Source organism: Polynucleobacter ibericus (genome assembly GCF_018687955.1).
GTDB classification, from domain to species: Bacteria; Pseudomonadota; Gammaproteobacteria; order Burkholderiales; family Burkholderiaceae; genus Polynucleobacter; species Polynucleobacter ibericus.
In genome coordinates this window covers 1-22,809 of the sequence record NZ_CP061309.1, presented here as the reverse complement: position 1 = coordinate 22,809, position 22,809 = coordinate 1, and the positions used below count along the sequence as shown (strand labels likewise).

General features: G+C 45.6%; 23 protein-coding genes. All 23 read right to left on the bottom strand.

What is annotated here, in order from left to right:
• Positions 1-3: 3 nt before the first annotated feature.
• Entirely contained in the window at positions 4-1,404 is a 1,401-nt protein-coding gene (gene atpD / locus AOC20_RS00115) for a F0F1 ATP synthase subunit beta (protein WP_215360598.1), read from the bottom strand.
• 55 nt (positions 1,405-1,459) lie between these two features.
• Entirely contained in the window at positions 1,460-2,329 is an 870-nt protein-coding gene (gene atpG / locus AOC20_RS00110) for a F0F1 ATP synthase subunit gamma (RefSeq protein ID WP_215360597.1), read from the bottom strand.
• Positions 2,330-2,346: 17 nt separating this feature from the next.
• Positions 2,347-3,888, bottom strand: coding sequence for a F0F1 ATP synthase subunit alpha (gene atpA / locus AOC20_RS00105; protein WP_215360596.1), 1,542 nt, complete (start codon positions 3,886-3,888; stop codon positions 2,347-2,349).
• 45 nt (positions 3,889-3,933) lie between these two features.
• Positions 3,934-4,470 (bottom strand): F0F1 ATP synthase subunit delta, encoded by a 537-nt coding sequence (locus tag AOC20_RS00100; protein ID WP_215360595.1) that lies wholly within the window; start codon positions 4,468-4,470, stop codon positions 3,934-3,936.
• Position 4,471: 1 nt separating this feature from the next.
• Complete coding sequence (locus AOC20_RS00095; RefSeq protein WP_215360594.1) at positions 4,472-4,942, bottom strand: F0F1 ATP synthase subunit B; 471 nt, start codon at positions 4,940-4,942, stop codon at positions 4,472-4,474.
• Positions 4,943-5,005: 63 nt separating this feature from the next.
• On the bottom strand, positions 5,006-5,272 hold the full coding sequence (gene atpE / locus AOC20_RS00090; RefSeq protein ID WP_012357116.1) for a F0F1 ATP synthase subunit C: 267 nt from the start codon (positions 5,270-5,272) through the stop codon (positions 5,006-5,008).
• Positions 5,273-5,318: 46 nt separating this feature from the next.
• Complete coding sequence (gene atpB / locus AOC20_RS00085) at positions 5,319-6,194, bottom strand: F0F1 ATP synthase subunit A (protein WP_215360593.1); 876 nt, start codon at positions 6,192-6,194, stop codon at positions 5,319-5,321.
• Between the two features lie 40 nt (positions 6,195-6,234).
• Positions 6,235-6,729 carry an ATP synthase subunit I gene (locus AOC20_RS00080; RefSeq protein WP_215360592.1) on the bottom strand — a complete coding sequence of 165 codons (495 nt, stop codon included), beginning with the start codon at positions 6,727-6,729 and terminating at the stop codon, positions 6,235-6,237.
• 68 nt (positions 6,730-6,797) lie between these two features.
• Positions 6,798-7,688, bottom strand: coding sequence for a ParB/RepB/Spo0J family partition protein (locus AOC20_RS00075; protein WP_215360591.1), 891 nt, complete (start codon positions 7,686-7,688; stop codon positions 6,798-6,800).
• Positions 7,689-7,711: 23 nt separating this feature from the next.
• On the bottom strand, positions 7,712-8,482 hold the full coding sequence (locus tag AOC20_RS00070) for a ParA family protein (RefSeq protein WP_215360590.1): 771 nt from the start codon (positions 8,480-8,482) through the stop codon (positions 7,712-7,714).
• 17 nt (positions 8,483-8,499) lie between these two features.
• Positions 8,500-9,168, bottom strand: a complete 669-nt coding sequence (gene rsmG, locus AOC20_RS00065) for a 16S rRNA (guanine(527)-N(7))-methyltransferase RsmG (RefSeq protein WP_215360589.1) — start codon at positions 9,166-9,168, stop codon at positions 8,500-8,502.
• Positions 9,161-11,083 carry a tRNA uridine-5-carboxymethylaminomethyl(34) synthesis enzyme MnmG gene (mnmG, locus tag AOC20_RS00060; RefSeq protein WP_215360588.1) on the bottom strand — a complete coding sequence of 641 codons (1,923 nt, stop codon included), beginning with the start codon at positions 11,081-11,083 and terminating at the stop codon, positions 9,161-9,163. Before mnmG ends, rsmG begins: the two co-directional genes overlap by 8 nt.
• Positions 11,084-11,193: 110 nt before the next feature.
• Positions 11,194-11,928: a sulfite exporter TauE/SafE family protein gene (locus tag AOC20_RS00055; protein WP_215360587.1), complete on the bottom strand. Its 735-nt coding sequence runs from the start codon at positions 11,926-11,928 to the stop codon at positions 11,194-11,196.
• A 114-nt stretch (positions 11,929-12,042) separates the two neighbouring features.
• On the bottom strand, positions 12,043-12,972 hold the full coding sequence (locus AOC20_RS00050; protein ID WP_215360586.1) for a branched-chain amino acid ABC transporter permease: 930 nt from the start codon (positions 12,970-12,972) through the stop codon (positions 12,043-12,045).
• Positions 12,973-12,974: 2 nt separating this feature from the next.
• Complete coding sequence (locus AOC20_RS00045; RefSeq protein ID WP_215360585.1) at positions 12,975-13,895, bottom strand: branched-chain amino acid ABC transporter permease; 921 nt, start codon at positions 13,893-13,895, stop codon at positions 12,975-12,977.
• Positions 13,896-13,911: 16 nt separating this feature from the next.
• Entirely contained in the window at positions 13,912-15,138 is a 1,227-nt protein-coding gene (locus tag AOC20_RS00040; protein WP_215360584.1) for an ABC transporter substrate-binding protein, read from the bottom strand.
• 22 nt (positions 15,139-15,160) lie between these two features.
• Positions 15,161-15,865 (bottom strand): ABC transporter ATP-binding protein, encoded by a 705-nt coding sequence (locus AOC20_RS00035; protein WP_215360583.1) that lies wholly within the window; start codon positions 15,863-15,865, stop codon positions 15,161-15,163.
• Complete coding sequence (locus tag AOC20_RS00030) at positions 15,862-16,623, bottom strand: ABC transporter ATP-binding protein (protein ID WP_215360582.1); 762 nt, start codon at positions 16,621-16,623, stop codon at positions 15,862-15,864. Before AOC20_RS00030 ends, AOC20_RS00035 begins: the two co-directional genes overlap by 4 nt.
• Before the next feature lie 112 nt (positions 16,624-16,735).
• Complete coding sequence (locus AOC20_RS00025; protein WP_215360581.1) at positions 16,736-16,951, bottom strand: DUF3717 domain-containing protein; 216 nt, start codon at positions 16,949-16,951, stop codon at positions 16,736-16,738.
• Positions 16,952-16,962: 11 nt separating this feature from the next.
• Positions 16,963-17,457 (bottom strand): SET domain-containing protein, encoded by a 495-nt coding sequence (locus tag AOC20_RS00020; RefSeq protein ID WP_215360580.1) that lies wholly within the window; start codon positions 17,455-17,457, stop codon positions 16,963-16,965.
• Between the two features lie 2 nt (positions 17,458-17,459).
• Positions 17,460-19,958 carry a DNA topoisomerase (ATP-hydrolyzing) subunit B gene (gene gyrB / locus AOC20_RS00015; protein ID WP_215360579.1) on the bottom strand — a complete coding sequence of 833 codons (2,499 nt, stop codon included), beginning with the start codon at positions 19,956-19,958 and terminating at the stop codon, positions 17,460-17,462.
• A gap of 11 nt (positions 19,959-19,969) precedes the next feature.
• Positions 19,970-21,085 carry a DNA polymerase III subunit beta gene (dnaN, locus tag AOC20_RS00010; protein WP_215360578.1) on the bottom strand — a complete coding sequence of 372 codons (1,116 nt, stop codon included), beginning with the start codon at positions 21,083-21,085 and terminating at the stop codon, positions 19,970-19,972.
• Positions 21,086-21,348: 263 nt separating this feature from the next.
• Entirely contained in the window at positions 21,349-22,776 is a 1,428-nt protein-coding gene (dnaA, locus tag AOC20_RS00005) for a chromosomal replication initiator protein DnaA (protein WP_215360577.1), read from the bottom strand.
• Between the last annotated feature and the right edge of the window lie 33 nt (positions 22,777-22,809).

Sequence of the window (22,809 nt, the reverse complement as noted above, 5' to 3'; positions counted from 1 at the left end):
AGATTAAAGCTTCTTGGCTTTCTCGATGGCTTCATCAATTGAACCCACCATGTAGAACGCTTGCTCTGGCAAGTGATCCAATTCGCCGCTGCAGATCATTTTGAAACCACGGATAGTTTCTTTCAATGGAACGTATTTGCCTGGTGAACCAGTAAATACCTCAGCAACGTGGAAAGGCTGGGACAAGAAACGTTGAATCTTACGAGCACGTGATACAGCCAATTTGTCTTCTGGTGACAATTCGTCCATACCCAAAATCGCAATAATGTCGCGCAATTCTTTGTAACGTTGCAATGTCATCTGAACATCACGAGCAACTTCATAGTGCTCTTGACCAACTACTTGTGGGTCGAGCTGACGGCTGGTTGAATCCAATGGATCAACCGCTGGGTAAATACCCAATGCAGCAATGTCACGTGACAACACAACGGTGGAGTCTAAGTGCAAGAAGGTTGTCGCTGGCGACGGATCGGTCAAGTCATCCGCAGGAACGTAAACAGCCTGAATAGAAGTAACAGAACCAGTCTTAGTAGAAGTAATACGCTCTTGCAATTTACCCATCTCTTCAGCCAAAGTAGGCTGGTAACCCACAGCGGAAGGCATACGACCGAGCAAAGCAGAAACTTCGGTACCAGCCAATGTGTAACGGTAGATGTTGTCAACGAAGAACAAAATGTCACGACCTTCGTCACGGAACGCTTCAGCCATTGTCAAACCAGTCAACGCAACGCGCAAACGGTTGCCAGGAGGCTCATTCATCTGACCAAACACCATCGCCACTTTGTCGATAACGTTAGATTCTTTCATCTCGTGGTAGAAGTCATTACCTTCACGAGTACGCTCACCAACACCGGCAAACACTGACAAACCTGAGTGTTGCTTAGCGATGTTGTTAATCAATTCCATCATGTTCACGGTCTTACCAACACCCGCACCACCGAACAAGCCAACCTTACCGCCTTTAGCGAACGGGCAAACTAAGTCAATAACTTTAATGCCGGTTTCGAGCAAGTCAACAGAAGGGGAGAGCTCATCAAACTTAGGTGCTGGCTGGTGAATAGCGCGACGCTCTTCAGTTGCAATCGGACCTGCATCATCGATTGGGCGTCCTAAAACGTCCATGATGCGCCCTAAAGTTGCAGGGCCAACTGGTACAGAAATTGCCTTACCGGTTGACTTCACCTCCATGCCACGACGCAAGCCATCGCTCGCACCCATGGCAATGGCGCGAACTACGCCGTCACCGATTTGTTGCTGAACTTCAAAGGTCAAACCTTTTTCAGCAAATGATTTTTCGCCGCTATCAACTAATGTCAATGCATCATAAATGTTTGGCATTTTGTCGCGTGGGAACTGAATGTCCACCACTGGACCGATACACTGCACGATATTTCCGTTACTCATCGCATTTCTCCGCTTTTAATTCCTGAATTCTTTCGTATTCCTAAACGCTGACCGCTTAAACCGCAGCCGCTCCGCCAACAATTTCTGACAACTCTTTAGTAATAGCAGCCTGTCGAGTTTTGTTGTATTCCAATTGCAATTCGCCAATTACGTTCTTCGCATTATCTGAAGCGGCCTTCATTGAGACCATGCGTGCAGATTGCTCAGATGCCATATTTTCAGCAACAGCCTGATAAATCATTGCTTCAACGTAACGCTTAAGCAAGCCATTCAAAATGGACTCTGCATCAGGTTCGTAGATGTAATCCCAAGAATTGCCTGTTTTCTCTTGTGGGGCCAAAGCCTCTGGTTCCAAAGGCAAGAGTTTTTCTAAAACAGGTTCTTGTTTCATCGCATTAACAAAGCGGTTGTATGCCAAATAAACAGCATCAATCTCGCCTCGCTCAAACGCTTCTAATTGGGCAACAATTGCGCCAATCAAAACATCCATATGTGGTGTGTCACCAATTTGGATTGTTTGAGAAATCAGTTTTGCTTTTGAGCGATTCAAAAACTGCAGGCCTTTTGAACCAATTGCCGTGTAGACAATGTCAATATTTTTTTGCTGCAAATCGCGCACTTGGTTGGCGATAAAGCGTAGTACGTTGGTATTTAAACCGCCGCACAAGCCTTTGTCTGTAGTAACCAAAATGGTACCAACCTTCTTCACTTCGCGAGTTGCCATATAAGCTGGGCGGAACTCGGGGTTTGCTTTAGAAAGGTTAGCAACAATCTCACGAATTTTTTCAGCATATGGGCGCGCATTACGCATACGCTCCTGGGCGCGACGCATCTTAGATGCGGCGACCATTTCCATTGCTTTCGTGATCTTGCGCGTGTTTTGCACGCTCTTGATCTTAGATCGTATCTCTTTTGTGCTTGCCATGATTTATGCGAGCCCTCTTAGAAAGAGGCAGAACGCTTGTAATCCTCAATAGCAGCGCGCAAAGCAGCTTCGTCATCTTTGCTCAAATCTTTGGTGTCTTCAATACGTGCAACTAAGTCAGCGTATTTAGATTTCAAATGATCTTGCAAACCTTTTTCGAATGCCAATACGTTCTTCACTTCGAGGTCATCGAAGTAGCCGTTATTCACAGCGTAGAGTGAAGCAGCCATTTCCCAAACTTGGAGTGGCTTGTATTGAGCTTGCTTACACAATTCAGTAACACGACGACCACGCTCTAACTGCTTACGGGTTGCTTCGTCGAGGTCAGATGCGAACTGAGCAAATGCTGCTAATTCACGATATTGCGCTAAGTCGGTACGAATACCGCCTGACAATTTCTTAATCACTTTAGTTTGTGCAGCACCACCAACGCGGGAAACAGAGATACCAGCGTTAATCGCAGGACGTACGCCGGCGTTGAACAAGTCTGTTTCCAAGAAGATCTGACCGTCAGTAATCGAAATTACGTTAGTTGGAACGAAAGCAGAAACGTCACCAGCTTGAGTTTCAATAATTGGCAATGCTGTCAAAGAACCAGTCTTACCTTTTACTGCGCCATTAGTGAACTTCTCAACATACTCGGCATTTACACGAGCAGCGCGCTCAAGCAAGCGTGAGTGGAGATAGAACACGTCGCCAGGATAAGCTTCGCGGCCTGGTGGGCGGCGGAGCAACAAGGAGATTTGACGATAAGCAACTGCTTGCTTGGTCAAGTCATCGTAAACAATCAAAGCATCTTCGCCGCGGTCACGGAAGTATTCGCCCATAGTGCAGCCTGCATATGCAGAGAGGTACTGCATCGCTGCAGACTCAGAAGCACTAGCTGCAACTACTACGGTGTATTCCATCGCGCCCAATTCTGTGAGCTTGCGAACAACGTTAGCAATAGTAGAAGCTTTTTGTCCGATCGCCACGTAAACGCAATAAACTCCCTTACCTTTTTGGTTAATGATCGCGTCAACTGCAACAGCTGTCTTACCGGTTTGACGGTCACCAATGATCAACTCGCGTTGACCACGGCCAATTGGAACCATCGCATCAATCGCCTTCAAACCAGTTTGAACTGGCTGGCTAACCGATTGACGTGCGATAACGCCAGGAGCAACTTTTTCAATAAAGTCAGTTAGCTTGGTGTTGATTGGGCCTTTGCCATCAATCGGTTGACCGAGCGCGTTAACAACGCGACCGAGCAACTCTGGGCCAACTGGAACTTCCAAAATGCGGCCAGTACATTTCACTGGGTCGCCTTCTTTAATGTGGGTGTATTCACCCAACACTACGGCACCAACAGAATCACGCTCAAGGTTTAATGCGAGGCCGATAGTGTTGTTAGGAAACTCCAACATTTCGCCCTGCATAACACCTGACAAGCCATGTACGCGGCAAATACCGTCGGTCACTGAAATAACAGTGCCTTCGTTACGAACTTGGGAGTCAACGCCCAATTCGCTAATTCGGCTTTTGATCAGCTCGCTGATCTCGGAAGGGTTGAGTTGCATTACTTACTCCTGGGTCTTATTTCGTATGTTCTTAATAGGGATCACTTATGCGCCAAGACTTGCTTGCATTTGAGCTAACTGGGCCTTAACTGAACTATCCATTACTTCATCGCCAACTTGAATGCGAACTCCGCCAATCAATGTTGGATCAACTTGAATAGTAGGGCGCAATTCTTTACCCCCAAAGCGCTTCTTCAAACTTGACAACAAATCATTTAGTGCAGAACCCTCTAAAGGGAATGCGCTGGTAATGTTTACTTCTGCTGCGCCTTCGCTCTTGTTCTTCATTGCTTCAAATTGATTGGCAATTTCAGGAACGGCTGCTAAGCGGTGGTTTTGATTCACAAGATTCAAAAAGCTGGCAACTTTCGGATCGAGCTTGGTTTTCACCATGCCGGAAAGTAGCTTACTCAAATCATCAGCGGATACTTTTGGGTTGTTTGATAAAGCAGCAACTTCTGGCAAAGCGGCTAGCTGCGCCAATTCGCTCAATTGCTCCAAACATCCAGCAAGCTCAGCTGGCTTGGCGCTTTGAAAAAGCGCTTCCGCATAAGGACGTGCAATGGTGGCTAATTCAGCCATATCAAAGTTCTGCCTTTAGTTGGTCAAGCAATTGGCCATGCGCTTTTGCATCAACTTCACGACGCAAAATTTGCTCGGCACCTTTAACAGCAAGCACGGCAACCTCAGCGCGCAACACTTCACGTGCGCGAGTTACTTGTTGAGCTGCATCTTGTTGAGCTTGAGAAATGATTCGAGCAGCTTCAGCTTGTGCGTTAGCGCGAATTTCTTCGGCTGACATTTGTGCACGTTTTTCAGCTTCGGCAACACGTTGAACGCCTTCTTGGCGTGCTTTAGATAATTCTTGCTCAGCTTCATTGCTGGCTAATGCGAGTGCTTCTTTACCGCGCTCGGCAGCAGCTAAACCATCAGCAATTTTGCTTGAACGCTCATCTAACGCCTTAACTAGCGGTGGCCACACAAAACGTGCAACAACCCACCATAAGACGAAGAAAACGATCATTTGCGCGAATAGGGTCGCGTTCAGATTCACGATATTCCTTTCAGTATTGTTGAGAACAGTTGGATGACCCCTTGGTCATCCACGCCAAAACAATTACTTAATAACTGCGAGCAGTGGGTTTGCGAAAGCAAACAACATTGCAACACCAACGCCGATCAAGAACGCAGCGTCGATCAAACCAGCCAAAAGGAACATCTTAGTTTGGAGTGGCTCCATCAACTCTGGTTGACGTGCACAAGCTTCGATGTACTTGCCGCCCATCAATGCAATACCTAAACAAGCACCGATCGCGCCGAGGCCGATGATGATGCCGATAGCGATTGCTGTGAAACCTTGAATGTTTGCGAGAAATTGTTGCATGTTGCTGACTCCTGAAGTTAAAGAGATAAGTTAAAAATAAAAAATCTTAGTGATGGCTATGCGCTTGCCCGATGTAGACCAAGGTCAACATCATGAAAATAAAGGCTTGCAACAAAATAACCAAAATGTGGAAGATGGCCCAAGCTGATCCAGCAATAACATGGCCCACCAATCCGAACAGGGATAAATCTAAATTAAATGTCCACACACTACCTAGCAATGCGATCAACAAGAAAACCAGCTCGCCGGCATACATGTTGCCGAAAAGTCGCATTCCCAATGAAACACCTTTAGCAAGATATTCGATGATGTTCAAGGCAAGGTTGAATGGGGCCAAGTACCACTTCGCGCCAAACGGGGCAGAAACGAGCTCATGCAAGAAGCCGCCAAAACCTTTTACTTTGAAGCTATAAAAGAAAACTAAGAGTAAAACAGACATGGACATGCCCATTGTTGCATTGAGGTCGGTTGTTGGAACCACCTTATGGTGCGGTACATGCACGCCAAAACTCTCAATGAAATGATTAACGCCCAAAACCCAATCCACTGGGATTAAATCGAGAGTGTTTAAGAGGATGATCCAGAAAAATACAAATAACGCGAGCGGGGCAATAAAAGTGCGATCACCATGAACGATGCTCTTGGATTGTGTCTCTGCCATTTCTACGATCATTTCCACAAAACACTGGAAGCGACCTGGCACACCTGGGGTTGCGCGACGCGCTGCGATCAACAAAATAAATACCGCGAGCAAACCCATAACGGAAGCCCAAAAAATCGTATCTAAGTTGATGACGCTGAAATCAATAATCGAGCTTTGAGCGGACCCGGTGTTGTTAAGGTTTTGTAAATGCTCAGAAATGTACGCCGTTGGCGTCATTTGTTCTGCTGCCCCGTGGGCCTGGTTTACTTCGCTAGACATCTCTTAACTAGTCCTTTGTTTCAATCTCAATTGTCACCACTTAGCGCCACAACCACGCCAGCCAAACGCACTTCAAGGCAAGCAGGTAAGTCACCAACAAGGGGACCCAAAGCACGCCAGGGACGTAATACGCAATCCCTACAAACAGCATCAGCGTCACGACGATTTTGATAAATTCGCCAGAAACCAATGCAGCCAAAAATCTTCCTGGATTTAATATTTGCGATTTTTTTGCCAACTCCAACCTTACTAAAAACAGGGTTGTTGGCAAGACGCTAATTAAACCACCTAAAAACGCCGACTGAGTATAAAGGCTTACCCCTATCGGCTCCCCAAAAATTGACCAAAACACCATGCTGATAGCCGTAATCAGCACTTGGGCCAAAAGAATTTTCCAAGGTGAAAGGGCTCGGTATTTTGTCGCATTGCTTTGCTGCAACGCAACAATCTCTTCTTTACTATAAACCCGAACGGCTTCTTCTTCGGGCTCATCCCATTCATTTACTTCGGAAAAGTGATTTTTTTGAGGAATCAATTTAGCCCCGAAAGTTTAATGTGTGCACTGCAATATGTCAAAGGATTTGGGTATATTTTTCAATCTATTTATGACCCTATACCCAACTTTTTTAGTAAAGAATCAAGCTCATCGAATTGGCTAAAGCGAATTATGAGCTCCCCGCCTTTGCCTTTGAGCTTAAATTCGGCGCTTAAACCGATCAAATCAGCTATTTCCTGCGTTAAACGCTGCATGTCTGGGTCAGCGCTCTGAGTAGAGCTACCAGGCTTACTTTTCGCTTTTTTGTCCCCTATCTGGCCGCCTGCAATTACTAAAGCTGCGGTCATACGCTCAGCTTCACGAACGGACAAACCTTGGGCCGAAATTCTTTGGGCTAGAGCAACCTGGCTTGAGCCCGGCAAGGGCAAGAGCGCGCGGGCATGGCCCATATCTATATCCCCAGCTAACAGCATGGCCTGCACCGGCTTTGCCAGCTGAGCAAGGCGTAATAGGTTGGTAATAGCGCTACGAGATTTGCCAACTGCCTTGGCTGCCTGCTCATGCGTAAAGCCAAACTCCTCAATTAATCTTGCTAACCCTTGTGACTCTTCGAGAGGATTTAGATCCTCTCGCTGCATGTTTTCTACCAAAGCCATTGCTGCAGCAGCTTGATCGTCTGCGCCAGAAACTAAAACAGGAACCTCTTTTAAGCCAGCAATAGTTGCTGCACGAAAACGTCGCTCACCCGCAATAATTTCATATTTACCAGGGGACACTAGGCGAACCAATAAAGGTTGCATAACACCTTGTTCGCGAATGCTCTCTGCCAATTCTTGCAGCGCGCCCGCTTCCATTTTTTGACGCGGCTGATATTTGCCTGCTTGCAATGCAGTGAGGGGCAAACGATTGATATCGGTAGACGGATTTGCTTGCTGAGTTTTTTCTCCCAGCAGGGCTTCAAGCCCTCTGCCTAAACCTTTTTTCTTAATGGCAACCATGTTCTTTATCTTCTCTTTAAAAATTACATCTGCTTGATGCGCTCAACCATCTCAGCACCAAACTCTAAATACGCTTTTGCGCCTCTAGATGACTTATCAAATGCGACACCAGGAAGTCCGTAAGAAGGCGCCTCAGCAAGCCTTACATTGCGCGGAATAATGGTCTTAAATACCTTGTCGCCGAAGTGCTCAAGCAGTTGATCTGAAACTTGTTGCTGAAGTGTCATGCGCGCATCAAACATCACGCGCAACAAACCAATAATGACTAAATCCGGATTTAAATTTGCATGCACTTGTTTGATGGTATTCACCAAATCAGACAAGCCTTCTAGTGCAAAGTATTCACATTGCATTGGAACAATCACACCATTTGCTGCACACAGTCCATTAAGTGTTAACAATGACAAAGCAGGTGGGCAATCAATCAAAATAAAATCGTAATCGTTGGCGACCTGAGCAAGTGCATCCTTCAAACGTACTTCGCGTAAATCCAAATCTACAAGCTCAATTTCAGCGCCTGCTAGATCACGATTAGCTGGCAACACGTCATAGCCAGAACTCTCACAACGCTGCGCACATTCTTTAACCGATGCCATGCCAATCAGAACTTGATAGATGCTCGTATTAAGGTCTGCTTTTTCTATCCCAGAGCCCATAGTCGCGTTGCCCTGCGGATCTAAGTCCACCAACAAAACGCGCTGCTGTAATCCAGCCAATCCTGCAGCCAAATTTACAGCGGTAGTGGTCTTACCAACACCACCTTTTTGATTTGCGATACAGAATATTTTTGCCATGGCTACTTTGGGTTTACTTAAGAAGGGAGGGTCGATTTTCTCACGGGGGACAACACTAAAAGGCGTCGCTCTACCGCTAAATTCGGAATATGGAGGGGTTCATCAGCGATCAAGCGCCAATCTTCCAAGGAAACATCTTTCATTTCATCATAAGCGCGCTTAGCCTTCATAGCAAATACCAAGCCATTAGGCTTTAAGAAGGGTAATGACAAATCCAGGAAGCGAGCAAGGTTGGTAAATGCACGGGAAATTACGGCATCAAATTGCGCTGGTTGTTGCACCGCAGCATCTTCTACGCGTTCGCAGAGCACCTCAATGTTTTTTAGCTTTAACTTTCCGCGCACGTGTTGCAGAAAAGCAGTCTTCTTTCGAATAGCCTCAATCAATGAAAGATGCCATTCCGGCTGAACAATGGCGATTGGGATTGCTGGCAGCCCGCCACCAGATCCAAGATCAGCAATCCTGGGTGAGGGGCCTTGCAAAAATTGTCTCAGCACCGGCAAAACCGCAATAGAATCAATTAGATGTAGGCGAATAGAATCTTTCTCGCCCTCAATTGCTGTGAGGTTATGAACCTGATTCCAGCGCCCCATTTCCTGCAAAAATAACTCTAAATCAGCAATATTAGTCGTGCTTAATTTGAGGCCAAGATCCTCAATTCCTAGGGCAAGCAGACCCTCACTCATGAGCCTCTTGGGTGCGACCCAACCCTTTCTTTAGGTGCACCAACAAAAGGGAGAGGGCCGCAGGAGTGACCCCTGAAATACGACCGGCCTGACCCAATGTTTCTGGCTTATGCAAATTCAGCTTTTGCTGAACTTCTTTTGACAAACCAATTACCTGTGAATAATCGAGAGACTCAGGAAGAGGGAAGGTCTCGTTATGCTCTTGACGAGCAATTTCAGTCGCTTGGCGCTCAATATAGCCCTGGTATTTCACAGAAATCTCTACTTGATCGCTAATTTGAGCAGCCAAACCAAGATCCTCATCTAAAGCTTCTGGGGCCCACATTCCGTTACCCAAGGCAGTAATTGCATCATAAGTAACGCCCGGGCGCCTTAAAAGTTCTGCCAAGCTGCACTCATGGGAGAGGTCCTGCCCCAATAACTCAGAAACTAGGGCGGCAGATTCATGTTTTGGGCCAATATAAATATCTTGCAAGCGAGATGTTTCACGTGAAACAGCTTCCTGTTTTCTGCAAAACACTTCCCAGCGATAGTCGTCCACCAAGCCCAGCTCGCGCCCAATAGCAGTTAAACGCATATCGGCATTATCTTCACGCAAACTTAGGCGGTACTCCGCACGGCTTGTGAACATGCGATAAGGCTCCTGCACACCACGCGTAATCAGGTCGTCTACTAAAACACCAATATAAGACTCACTACGCTTAGGTAGCCAAGGCTCTTTGCCTTGAGAGGCTAATCCAGCATTAATGCCAGCCAACATACCCTGTGCTGCAGCCTCTTCGTAGCCAGTAGTGCCATTGATCTGACCAGCAAAGTACAGCCCCCCAATTACTCTGGTCTCAAGGCTATGGCGCAACTGGCGGGGATCAAAGAAGTCATACTCGATTGCATAGCCGGGACGCACAATTACTGCGGACTCCATGCCTCGAATGCTACGGACCAAGTCCCACTGAACATCAAAAGGCAGGCTAGTAGAAATACCGTTGGGATAAAACTCGTTTGTAGTTAAACCCTCAGGCTCCAAAAAGATCTGGTGACTATTTCTGGAGGCAAAACGATGAATCTTGTCTTCAATCGAAGGGCAGTAGCGTGGACCAACCCCCTCAATAACGCCCGTATACATCGGCGAACGGTCTAAACCACCTCGAATAATGTCGTGCGTCTTTTCATTTGTATGAGAAATCCAACAAGGAACCTGTTTCGGATGCTGTTCTGGGCGCCCCAAATAAGAAAATACGGGCACCGGATCTAAATCCCCCGGCTGCTCCAGCATGACCGAGAAGTCAATGGTTCGACCATCAATGCGGGGCGGGGTACCAGTCTTGAGTCTTCCCTGAGGAAGTTTTAGTTCTTTTAATCTGGCAGACAAAGAAACTGCGGCAGGATCGCCAGCACGGCCTCCTGCGTAATTATTTAAACCTACATGAATCTTGCCATCTAAAAAGGTACCTGCTGTAAGAACCACCTTTTTAGCCGAGAACTCTAGGCCCATTTGCGTAACAACACCCTGAACTTCATCGCCCTTAACCAACAGGTCATCAACTGCCGCCTGGAAAAGAGTTAAATGCGCTTGATTTTCAAGCCGGCGGCGAATAGCTGCCTTATAAAGAACTCGGTCTCCTTGGGCTCGGGTGGCGCGCACAGCCGGGCCTTTGCTTGAGTTCAGAATGCGAAATTGAATACCAGCCTCGTCTGTGGCAGCAGCCATCGCGCCGCCCATGGCGTCAATTTCTTTAACTAAATGGCCTTTGCCAATCCCGCCGATAGAAGGATTGCAGCTCATGGCACCGAGGTTTTCAATGCTATGAGTAATTAATAAGGTATCGCAACCCATGCGCGCGGATGCAAGGGCGGCTTCAGTCCCGGCATGGCCGCCGCCAACTACGATGACATCGAAACTTTTGGAATAACGCATGATTTGCCTCAGATAGGGCGATGATCATAGCATTTTGTTTGTTTCACGTGAAACAAAATACATCAAAAATCCTAGAAAAACGAGGTTATTTTTCTAACTTATTGATTTAATTAATAAAAATATGCATTCCAGGCTGACTTCAAAATCAGAACGGTCACAATAACTAAAAAGGCCTTTCTTACAAAGGAGCTTCCATGCTGAATTGCAAGCCGACTGCCAAACTGACTTCCGGCGATATTGGCAAGCATCATGGCTAAGCCAAGCGGCCAATTAATTTGGCCAAGACTAGCCAACATCAAAATCGCCGCTAGATTGGTGGCAACATTGACCAGTTTTGTTGCAGCTGAAGCATGCAAAAAATCAAAACCAAAAAAGCGCACGAAACCAAACAGCAAAAAGCTGCCAGTTCCAGGACCAAAGAAGCCATCATAAAAACCAATTGTTAAGCCTAGAATGACGCCCTTGACTTGCTGAAAGCGCCCAAGAATTTTTGGTGCATGTGCTTCTCCAAGTGATGGCTGAAACCAGGTGTATAGCAACAGAAACAGCAAGACGAATGGCAAGGCCTTGCGTAAAGGCTCCGCCGGAAAGTTACTAACAGCATTTGCGCCAAGAAGGGAGCCAATAAAACCCGCAACGATTGCCGGCAAAACAATTGCCCACGGCAAAGACACGTGACGTAAATATTTTCTTGCGGCATTTAAAGTTCCCCCAACCGCAGAAACTTTATTTGTTGCAAGCAATGTTGCTGGTTGAGCATCGGGGTACGCCGCAAACAGAGCGGGCACCTGGATCAAGCCGCCGCCACCGGCGACGGCATCTACCAAGCCAGCAAAGAAGGCCATTGCCAAAAGCAGTGGCCATATGAAAATTGAAAATTCGATGAGCGTCTCTTTTAATTAAATGAGTGTGGCGCTCATGAAATTCGCACCACACTAAAACCAAATAATAAAAGGAATTTAGTTTTTGTTTTTGAAGTGCGCAGCAATTTCACCAACAACACCACGACGAAATGCTAAAACACAAACCACAAAAATGAACCCGGTAGCAATCGTGCTCCAAGAGCCGATGTTTGCCAAGTAATTCTGCAAGCCAACAACAATGCCTGCGCCAACCACGGGCCCAAGAATAGTTCCCATGCCACCCAGCAATGTCATCAACACCACCTCGCCGGACATGTGCCAATGAACATCAGTCAATGTTGCCAACTGGAACACTAAAGATTTCATAGAGCCCGCCAAACCAGAGAGGGCGGCAGAAATAACGAAAGACATTAACTTGAATCGATCAACATCATAGCCAAGAGAAATTGCACGAGGCTCGTTCTCGCGAATTGCTTTGAGCACCTGGCCAAAAGGAGAGTGCACTGCACGCATGATCACAGCAAAACCAAATAAGAAAATGGCTAAAACAAAGTAATACATCGCAACATCATTCTTTAGGTCGATCAAGCCAAATAGCATCCCGCGGGGCACCCCTTGAATTCCATCTTCGCCACCAGTAAACGGAAGCTGAACTGCGAGGAAGTAAATCATTTGCGACAAGGCCAGAGTTACCATCGCAAAGTAGATGCCTTGTCTACGAATAGCGAGCGCGCCAATTAAAAAGCCAAGCACGCCCGAGCCCAGCACGCCCAAGATAATTCCCAACTCAGGGGAGAGGCCCGCCTCCTTACAAAAATACGCAGTAATGTAGGCGGCAGTTCCAAAGAAGGCGGCGTGGCCAAAAGAGAGGAGGCCTGTAAAGCCCAGCAATAGGTTGAATGCGCAAGCAAAAAGGGCAAAACACAAAACCTTCATTGCAAATACAAGATAAATAAAATCTTGGAACGGCAACAACAAAGCGATCAGAACTAAGATGCCGTAAAGTAATTTTGTTTTTGGATTCATGTTTATTTCTCCCGCCCAAACAGTCCGGCAGGACGAATCAACAAAACAATTGCCATGATCACGAAAATCACAACGCCAGAAGCTTCTGGGTAAAAGACTTTTGTTAGGCCTTCAATCAAGCCCAAACCTAAACCAGTCAAAATGGCGCCCATGATAGAGCCCATGCCGCCAATGACTACCACCGCAAAAACAACGATGATGAGATTAGAGCCCATCAGTGGATTTACTTGAAAGATTGGGGCCGCCAACACGCCAGCAAAACCCGCCAAACCAACACCATAGGCATAGGCCAAAGAAATCATTAGCGGGACATTAATGCCAAACGCTTGAAGTAATTTAGGGTTCTCGGTTCCGGCGCGCAAATAGGCGCCCAACTTGGTTCTTTCAATGACATACCAAGTAGAGAAGCAAACCACCAAGGAGATAACAACCACCCATACACGGTACTTCGGCAAAATGATGCCGAGAGACTCAAGAGGAATCGCGCCCTGCAGAATCTCGGGAGCTGGATAGCTCTCACCAGAAATTCCATACCAATGGCGGAACATGCCTTCAATAATCAGAGCCAAGCCGAAGGTCAGTAATAGGCCGTATAGATGGTCGAGATGATACAAGCGTCGCAACATCGTGCGCTCTAGGATCAAGCCAAATCCAGCCAAAACCAATGGCACAACAATCAGGGCAAACCAATAATTAATAGAAAGCTCAGGGAAGCCAAGCCATTGGCTAATCTGAGTTAGGCCAATCCAGGCAATAAAAGCACCCATCGTGTATTGAGCACCATGGGCAAAATTAATAATGTTGAGAAGGCCAAAAATAATGGCCAATCCCAAACTCAATATGGCGTAAAACGAGCCATTGATAAGCCCCACCAAGAGCTGGGCTACCAGCCCTTGAGGGGTAATTCCAAGAAGTTCGAACATGCTAGATAAGGATCAATTACTTGTTAGTAACCAACTTGCATCGTGACAATGAAAGTGGTTGTGTTGCTTCAGCAGCAGGAATCACTGCTTTGACGTTGTAATAGTCCCATGGGCTTGTAGACTCAGAAGGTTTCTTCACTTCAAGCAGATACATATCGTGCTCAAACTTACCATCGGCACGGATCTTGCCTTTAAAGAGACCATCATCAATGTTGGTGGACTTGAGCGCCTTCATTACAGCTTGAGTATCATCGGTGCCTGCTTTTTGTACTGCATTCAAATAAGCAAGAACGGAAGAGTAAACACCAGCCTGAACGCTTGATGGCATACGCTTATGTTGCAAGATGAAGCGTTTTGCAAATGCACGGGTCTTTTCATCCCGATCCCAGTAGAAACCTTCTGTGAGGTACATGCCTTGAGCAGCATTTAAACCTAAAGAATGGACGTCAGTAATAAACATTAACAAAGGCACAACCGTTTGCTTTTTATTAATGCCAAACTCCGACGCTTGTTTAACGCTGTTGATGGTATCTTGACCGGCATTTGCTAAAGCAACTACGTCAGCACCACTTGCCTGAGCCTTTAAGAGATAAGAAGAAAAATCACTGTTTGGGAATGGGTGCTTACTGGTTCCCAATACCTTGCCGCCGTTAGCATTCACAACATTAGTTGAATCACGCTCTAATGCTGCGCCGAAAGCGTAGTCGGCAGTAAGGAAGTACCAGTTCTTTTTGCCTTGTTTAACAACAGCCTTGGCTGTGCCGTTAGAAAGCGCATAAGTGTCATAAGTCCAGTGGACGTTATTGGCTGTACATTTTTCATTGGTAATTGGCAAAGAGGCTGCGCCAGAAACCAAAGTAATTTTGTTCTTTTGTTCTGCTACTTCCATTACCGCCAAAGCAACGTTTGTTGAAACCAACTCAACAATCACATCTACGCCGTCTTTGTCATACCATTCGCGCGCTTTATTTGCAGCAATGTCAGCTTTGTTTTGGTGATCGGCACTAACTAACTCAATCTTCTTGCCAATGACAGTGCCGTCTTTAGAGAAGTCGGCAATCGCCATCTTTGCTGCAATCACTGCACCAGGACCAGCCAAATCAGAGTAAGTTGAGGAAAGGTCGGTCAATACACCGATCTTGACAACATCACCACTAACCTTCGGTGCACTTTGCGCGAACGCTGGGTTTGAACCAAACATGGTTGCCGCAACCAGACACGCGGTTATTTGCTTTAACTTCATTACCGTCTCCTATAGAAATCTACTAAACACCAAGATACTCATTTAATAGAGCCGCTTTTTCAGCAAGCTCGCTTTGATTTACAACCTCAACCACATTTCCGTGCTCCACAACATAATGACGATCGGCCAGCGGCGCAGCAAAACGGAAGTTTTGCTCTACCAACACAATTGTGAAACCCTTATTGCGCAAGCTAGTCACCACCTCTCCAAGCTTTTGCACAATCACCGGCGCCAAACCTTCGGTAATTTCATCAAGCAACAGAAGCTTGGCGCCCGTTCTTAGAATGCGCGCCATTGCGAGCATTTGCTGCTCACCACCAGACAGACGTGTGCCCGGACTATTTCTTCTCTCATAGAGGTTTGGGAACATTTCATAAATCTCATCCAACCCCATTCCGCCAGGCGCAATATCAGGCAAAAGCAATAGGTTTTCTTCTGCGCTTAAGCTGGCGAAGATACCCCTTTCTTCTGGGCAGTACCCAACACCTAGGCGCGCAATTTTGTACGTAGGCATCGAAATTGTCTGCGCACCATAAATCTCAACTGAACCCGTTCTTTTGCTGGTTAAACCCAGAATTGTTTTCAGAATAGTGCTTCTGCCTGCCCCGTTGCGCCCAAGTAAGGTCACAACCTCACCATCACGCACAGCGAAATTCACGCCGTGCAAGATGTGTGACTCACCATACCAAGACTCTAAATTTTTAACCTCTAATGCCATGGTGCTCATAGGTTGTCTCCCCCATGGCTTCCCATATAGGCCTCAACAACCAGTGGGTTGTTTGAAACCTCGTTATATGAGCCCTCAGCTAGAACCGAGCCTCGTTGTAAAACTGTAATCCGATCGGCAATCGAGGAAACTACCTTCATATTGTGCTCAACCATCAAAATAGTGCGGCCTTTAGCAACCCGATCAATTAGCTCAGTAACTCGCTCAACATCCTCATGCCCCATGCCTTGTGTGGGTTCATCCAAAAGCATCAACTCAGGCTCCATAGCCAAGGTTGTTGCAATTTCAAGCGCCCTCTTGCGGCCATAAGCTAAATTGAGCGTTTCTTCATAAGCAAAATCTTCCAAGCCGACCTCATGGAGAAGCTCCAGGGCGCGCTCATTCAGGACATTTAGGGAGTTGCCAGATTTCCAGAAATGGAACTCTGTGCCCAATCCACGCTGCAGTGCAACACGAACGTTCTCGATAACTGTTAGATGGGGGAAAACCGCTGAAATTTGAAAAGAGCGAATGATGCCGCGCCGCGCAATTTGTGCTGGGGCCTCATTCGTAATGTCAAAACCATTAAATAAAATTTGACCGCTACTCGGCTCTAAAAATTTAGTGAGTAAATTGAAGCAGGTCGTTTTGCCAGCGCCATTGGGGCCTATCAAGGCGTGAATAGTTCCCCGAGCTACGTCTAGGTTTACATCAGTGACAGCAGAAAATCCTTTGAAGGATTTCCCCAGTCCAATTGTTTTTAATATTGTTTCTTGCAATCTATTACCCTCTACCCCCTACTTGGGGGCAAGAATATGAGCATACCCCAAGATGGCATGGCTATGTATAGCAATTACCCTAAACCTTAAAGGGCATGGATTCAAAAAGTGATTAAGAAGTTTTTTGGAATTTTTGGATTGCTGAACGAGCGAGCTCATCCAAGACATCCATGGGCACACGTTGAGCGCCCTGAACAATCATGAGTGCATAAGGTTTCGCTAGGGCCGCGGCTTCTGGGCATAGACGCAACTCATCCCCCTCTGATGGAGACTGACTGCGCCAATAGTTAATGGCTGCCTCAAGCTCTTGAATTGTTACAAACAACATAAAAATTGCTTTTATTTTTCTTTTGTTGCGAGCATGGTGCCGCGACATTTTTTCGCACCACAACGACACTCGTAATCTTTTTTCATTTCTTTGGTGATCTTCCCCTCAACATCGAGCGAATAGTCATAAAACAACTCTTCACCAATCTCGAGTGCACGCTTTGCATAAACAAATACCCTTGGCTTGCCATCAAAGCTATCTTCGCGCGTTTCACAACTTGGTTTGCAAGAGTGATTAATCCAGCGCGCAGCATTACCTCCATACTTCGCATCAATTACACGACCATCCTCTAGTGAGAAATAAAAGGTGTGGTTAGGGTCTTTGGGATCATGTGGATGACGCTTTTCCGCCAACTTCCAACTAATGCGCTCACCCTTGTATTCAATAATCGCCTGGCCTTTTTTGATGGGTTTTGCAACAAAAACCCCTTTGCCATGAATTGGTGAGGATTTAACAATAATGCAAGATCTATCCACCTTGGGTGGTTTTAGTTTTTTAGATGCCATTTTTAAACGTCTAGGTTGCGTGCAATAAGGGCGTTCTTTTCAATAAACGCGCGACGAGGCTCAACCTCATCTCCCATGAGTGTTGTAAAGACTTGGTCCGCAGCAATCGCGTCCTCTATCTTCACCTGTAAAAGCGTTCTTGAGCTTGCATCCATGGTGGTTTCCCATAACTGCGAAGGATTCATCTCACCAAGGCCTTTATAGCGCTGACGGCTTAAAACTCGTTCTGCCTCAGACAATAACCAAGCAAAGGCAGCTCTGAAGTCGCCGATGGTTTGTTCTTTTTGGTTTTTATCTGGATCGCCGCGACGAACTTTTGAGCCTGCAACCACCTTGCCCGATAAAACTGCTGCGGCATTCGCTAGGCTTTGATAATCATCACCATGAACAAAATCTGAGTTAATTGAAGACAACTTCAAATTTCCATGAATGCGTCGTGATAACAACAAACGGAAGCGCTCAGTACGATCTTCTTTTTGCACAATGATCTCTGGTGGCAAGGCCAAGGGATTCAAAGAATCCGCTAGTGCCTGCCTTAAGCGGTCGGCGGATTCATTGGCTGATTTTTCTGTATCCAGATTCAGTGGTGTGCCAGATGCAATTGCACGCAAAGCGTCTTCGTCAATAGTGCGCGACAGGCGATCAACAATTGATTGAATGACTTGGTAATGTTTTGCTAGCTCATTGAGTGCTTCGCCCTCGACAACCTCACCAGAAGGTGTTTGTAATGATGCTGTTTCTAGTGCGATTTTTAGTAACAACTGATTGAGTTCATTGTCATCTTTAATGTACTGCTCATTCTTGCCAAACTTCACTTTATATAGTGGTGGCTGAGCAATGTAAATATGGCCGCGTTCAATTAACTCGGGCATCTGTCTGTAGAAAAACGTTAGTAACAATGTTCTGATGTGGCTACCGTCAACGTCCGCGTCGGTCATGATGATGATGCGGTGATAACGAAGTTTGTCTGCCTTATATTCCTCAATACCAATGCCGGTACCAAGAACAGTAATTAAGGTGACCACTTCTTGACTGGCAAGCATTTTGTCAAAACGTGCTTTTTCAACGTTTAGGATTTTCCCTTTTAGTGGAAGAATTGCTTGGAAACGACGATCACGCCCCTGTTTGGCAGAGCCGCCCGCGGAATCACCCTCAACAATAAATAATTCAGATTTAGAGGGGTCTTTCTCTTGGCAGTCGGCCAACTTGCCCGGCAAACCTAAACCATCCAGAGCGCCCTTACGACGTGTCATATCACGTGCTTTGCGTGCAGCTTCGCGAGCGCGCGCTGCATCAACAATCTTGCCGCACAAAATCTTGGCATCAGCTGGACGCTCTTGCAAATAGGCGCTTAAAGCCTCTGCAACAATTTCTTCTACAGGCCCACGCACCTCGCTAGACACTAATTTATCTTTTGTTTGACTGGAGAATTTTGGCTCAGGCACTTTGACAGATAAAACGCAGGCCAAACCTTCGCGCATATCGTCACCAGAAATTTCTACTTTTGCTTTTTTAGCAACTTCGTTCTCATCAATATATTTATTAATGACACGTGTCATTGCTGCGCGCAAACCAGTTAAATGTGTGCCGCCATCTCTTTGTGGAATGTTGTTAGTAAAACAAAGTACTTGTTCACTAAAGCTGTCATTCCATTGCATTGATACTTCTGCTGTAATTTGGCCACCCAGATCTGATGGACGCACACCTTCTGCATAAAAAATGTTTGGATGGAGTACGTTTTTGGTTTGATTAATATATTCAACAAAACCCTTCACGCCGCCAGAGAAAGCAAAATCCTCTTCTTGGCCGGTGCGTTGATCAATCAGTTTAATGTGTACGCCATTATTTAAAAAAGAAAGCTCGCGAATACGTTTAACCAAGATTTCGTAATGGAATTCTACATTTCCAAAAATAGTCTCATCAGCTAAAAAGTGAACCTCTGTTCCCGAAAGCTCGGTATCACCAGTAACAGTGATTGGTGAAACTAAAACACCGTTCTCATCCACTACGTTGCGGTTTTGAATAACGCCGCGGGCAAACTCCATGTAGTGCGCTTTGCCATCACGACGAATGGTTAATTTAAGCCATTTAGATAATGCGTTTACACAACTAACGCCCACACCATGGAGACCGCCAGAGACTTTATAGCTGTTTTGGTCAAACTTACCACCAGCGTGAAGCTCGGTCATCACAATTTCAGCAGCGCTCCGTTTTGGCTCATGCTTGTCATCGTATTTAATGCCTGTTGGAACACCGCGGCCATTATCAACAATAGAAATGGAGTTATCAGTTTGAATAACGACCGTAATCTCAGAACAATACCCAGCTAAGGCTTCATCAATGGAGTTATCTAAAACCTCAAATACGAGATGATGCAAACCAGTGCCATCAGAGGTGTCTCCGATGTACATGCCAGGACGTTTACGAACAGCCTCAAGACCCTCTAGGATTTGAATCGATGCAGCGCCGTACTGCTCTACTACTTTTTTTTCTTCAGTCATTTTTTTCTAAGTTAAATACGCATTGGCATCACAACATACTTAAAGCTCTCTGAGCCAGGCAGAGTAACCACAGCACTACTATTTGCATCACCCAAACTAATTTGAATTTTCTCGTTCTTGAGGTTTGATAAAACATCAAGTAAATAGCTAACGTTAAATCCGATTTCTACTGCATCACCCGTATATTCAGTTTCAATCTCTTCTTGGGCCTCTTCTTGTTCGGCATTAGTAGATTGAATGGTGATGCGATTAGGGGATAAAGAAAAACGAACCCCTTTAAATTTGTCTGTTGTCAAAATAGCGGCACGTTGAAGAGCTGATTGCAACGCTTCGCGACCGACTACTAGTGAATTTTTCTGACCTTTTGGAATAACGCGTTGAAAGTCCGGGAACTTGCCTTCAACTAATTTTGAAATCAACTCAATATCACCAAATGAGAACTTCACTTGATTAGTAGTCAAACTTATTTCTAAAGACTCATCAGAGTCTTCAAGCAAATGCTGACACTCTAGAATTGTTTTGCGAGGAATAATGATTTCTTGTTTTTCACCAGAACCAGAGGGGGCCTCCGCCAACTCAACTTGAGAGTAAGCGAGACGATGACCGTCGGTTGCCACCGCAACTACATTTTTACCCTCAATCACTAGCAACATGCCATTTAAGTAATAACGAATGTCTTGTTGAGCCATAGAAAAATGTACTTGGCTAATTAATTGACGGAAGCTCTTTTGAGACATTTTCCAGGCAGCGGTAACCTCTCCTACACTTTGCATCACTGGAAATTCTGTTGCCGATAATGTTTGTAAAGAAAAACGACTCTTACCGCTCTGCACAACCATACGGTTATCTTTTAAATTTAAGGAGACCGGTCCTTCGGGTAGTGCGCGCAAAATATCTAATAATTTTCTTGCAGCAACAGTGGTCGTAACATCTTCAGAACCAACGCCAAAATTGGCATTTGTTGTTATTTGAATTTCAATATCAGTGGAGATAAACGAAACCTTTTCTCCAACCTTTTTAAATAATAGATTTGCCAAAATTGGCAGTGTATGTCTGCGTTCAACAATTCCACTAACAACCTGAAGGGGTTTTAGTAGGCTATCGCGAGAAGTGTTAACGAGTTGCATTGCTTTTAAATCCTTGTATATATCTTAGTAGTAATAGTAATAAGGGTTCGAAAATCCGTGGATAAGTCAAAAAACCTTTATAAAACAACACATTGGAGACAAAAAAACCTGTGGAAAACTCTTGTATAAGCACTGCATAAAAAGGGGATAACTTTTCACTAACACCCTATTTTTGCATGAAGCTGAATCTTTCCACAATTTATCCACATCTAATCCCCAAACTTATCCCTAGGGTTGTCCACAAACTTATCCACAAGCAAAAATTACGCTTTCAAAGTTTGCTCAATAACGTGAATTTCATGGTTTAGTTGGCCATCGTGCGCCCGCTCATCCGCGATCTTGCGCACGGCGTGTAGAACGGTTGTGTGGTCTCTGCCACCAAACAACTCCCCAATCTCAGGAAGACTCTTCTGGGTGAGCTCTTTGGCCATAAACATGGCGATTTGTCGAGGCCTAGCAATATTGGCTGGACGTTTTTTGGAATACATATCGGCAACCTTAATGCTATAAAAATCAGCAACCGCCTTTTGGATATTTTCAACAGAGATTTGACGGTTTTGGATGGAAAGTAAGTCTTTTAATGCCGTCCTAGCCACATCAATTGTTACTTCTCGACCATGGAAGCGCACGAAAGCCAAAATCTTTCTTAGTGCGCCCTCAAGCTCTCGAACATTTGAGCGCAGGTGTTTGGCTACAAAAAACGCCACATCCTCGCTCATGGGGATGCCTTCGCTAATCGCCTTTTTCATCAAAATGGCAACACGCATCTCCAGCTCTGGCGGCTCAATCGCAACTGTTAGGCCAGAATCAAACCGAGAAATAAGGCGATCATCTATGCCAGCCATTTCTTTGGGGTAGGTGTCGCTGGTGATAATGACTTGGGCTTTATTACTCAAAAGGGCCTCAAAAGCATAAAAAAACTCTTCTTGAGTTCTTGATTTGCCGCTAAAAAACTGAATATCATCAATTAATAAGAGGTCTAAAGAGTGGTAGTAGCGCTTAAAGCGGTCAAAAGCCTTTTGTTGATAGGCGCGAACAACATCAGAAACATACTGTTCGGCGTGGATATAGCGGATTCTGGCGTTAGGCTTCTCTTTTAAGAGGTGATTGCCAATAGCATGTATTAGGTGAGTTTTTCCTAACCCAACCCCGCCATATAAAAACATGGGGTTATAGGATGTGCCTGGGTTATGTGCGACCTGAATTGATGCTGCCCTAGCCAATTGATTTGCTTTACCAGTTACAAATGTCTCAAAAGTAAGGTTTGGATTGAGCTTGGAGTGATCTTCAATCTCAAAAGCGTTTTCCTCAATGGAGATGAGGGGCTCAACAACATCTATCGAAATACTTTTCTGTGGGGGCTCTTCAACGTTTGTTGTGGGAGCGACGCTTGTTGCGACGCCGTCAGCCGCCAAAGTAAAACTTACATTAATAGGGCGCCCAAAGTACTGCGAAGCCAATTCTTGGAACCGGTCGGCAAAAGTCTTTTTAATCCAATCTAATTTAAATCGGTTGGGGGCGCCTATTGTTAGTAAGTCATCACTTTCAATAAAAGACAATAAAGTAAGGGGTTGAATCCATGTTTTAAACTGTTGGGGCGACAGTTCGCGGGATAAAATGCCAATAGCATCATCCCAAAACCCCAGTGGGCTAATTGAATTCAAGGCAGGGGGATTGTGTAGGTTGCTCATATTTTTGGAGGATCCATTGTAGCGATGCTACAA

Coding starts and splice junctions, on each gene's coding strand:
- AOC20_RS00025 (WP_215360581.1), bottom strand. CDS start 16,951: ATGTTGTTTGTAACAATTCAAGAGCTTGAGGCAGCCATTAACTATTGG.
- AOC20_RS00100 (WP_215360595.1), bottom strand. CDS start 4,470: ATGGCTGAATTAGCCACCATTGCACGTCCTTATGCGGAAGCGCTTTTT.
- dnaN (WP_215360578.1), bottom strand. CDS start 21,085: ATGCAACTCGTTAACACTTCTCGCGATAGCCTACTAAAACCCCTTCAG.
- rsmG (WP_215360589.1), bottom strand. CDS start 9,168: ATGAGTGAGGGTCTGCTTGCCCTAGGAATTGAGGATCTTGGCCTCAAA.
- AOC20_RS00070 (WP_215360590.1), bottom strand. CDS start 8,482: ATGGCAAAAATATTCTGTATCGCAAATCAAAAAGGTGGTGTTGGTAAG.
- atpA (WP_215360596.1), bottom strand. CDS start 3,888: ATGCAACTCAACCCTTCCGAGATCAGCGAGCTGATCAAAAGCCGAATT.
- AOC20_RS00055 (WP_215360587.1), bottom strand. CDS start 11,928: ATGGCCTTCTTTGCTGGCTTGGTAGATGCCGTCGCCGGTGGCGGCGGC.
- atpD (WP_215360598.1), bottom strand. CDS start 1,404: ATGAGTAACGGAAATATCGTGCAGTGTATCGGTCCAGTGGTGGACATT.
- atpB (WP_215360593.1), bottom strand. CDS start 6,194: ATGTCTAGCGAAGTAAACCAGGCCCACGGGGCAGCAGAACAAATGACG.
- dnaA (WP_215360577.1), bottom strand. CDS start 22,776: ATGAGCAACCTACACAATCCCCCTGCCTTGAATTCAATTAGCCCACTG.
- mnmG (WP_215360588.1), bottom strand. CDS start 11,083: ATGCGTTATTCCAAAAGTTTCGATGTCATCGTAGTTGGCGGCGGCCAT.
- AOC20_RS00075 (WP_215360591.1), bottom strand. CDS start 7,688: ATGGTTGCCATTAAGAAAAAAGGTTTAGGCAGAGGGCTTGAAGCCCTG.
- AOC20_RS00045 (WP_215360585.1), bottom strand. CDS start 13,895: ATGTTCGAACTTCTTGGAATTACCCCTCAAGGGCTGGTAGCCCAGCTC.
- atpE (WP_012357116.1), bottom strand. CDS start 5,272: ATGCAACAATTTCTCGCAAACATTCAAGGTTTCACAGCAATCGCTATC.
- AOC20_RS00050 (WP_215360586.1), bottom strand. CDS start 12,972: ATGAATCCAAAAACAAAATTACTTTACGGCATCTTAGTTCTGATCGCT.
- atpG (WP_215360597.1), bottom strand. CDS start 2,329: ATGGCAAGCACAAAAGAGATACGATCTAAGATCAAGAGCGTGCAAAAC.
- AOC20_RS00035 (WP_215360583.1), bottom strand. CDS start 15,865: ATGAGCACCATGGCATTAGAGGTTAAAAATTTAGAGTCTTGGTATGGT.
- AOC20_RS00020 (WP_215360580.1), bottom strand. CDS start 17,457: ATGGCATCTAAAAAACTAAAACCACCCAAGGTGGATAGATCTTGCATT.
- AOC20_RS00040 (WP_215360584.1), bottom strand. CDS start 15,138: ATGAAGTTAAAGCAAATAACCGCGTGTCTGGTTGCGGCAACCATGTTT.
- gyrB (WP_215360579.1), bottom strand. CDS start 19,958: ATGACTGAAGAAAAAAAAGTAGTAGAGCAGTACGGCGCTGCATCGATT.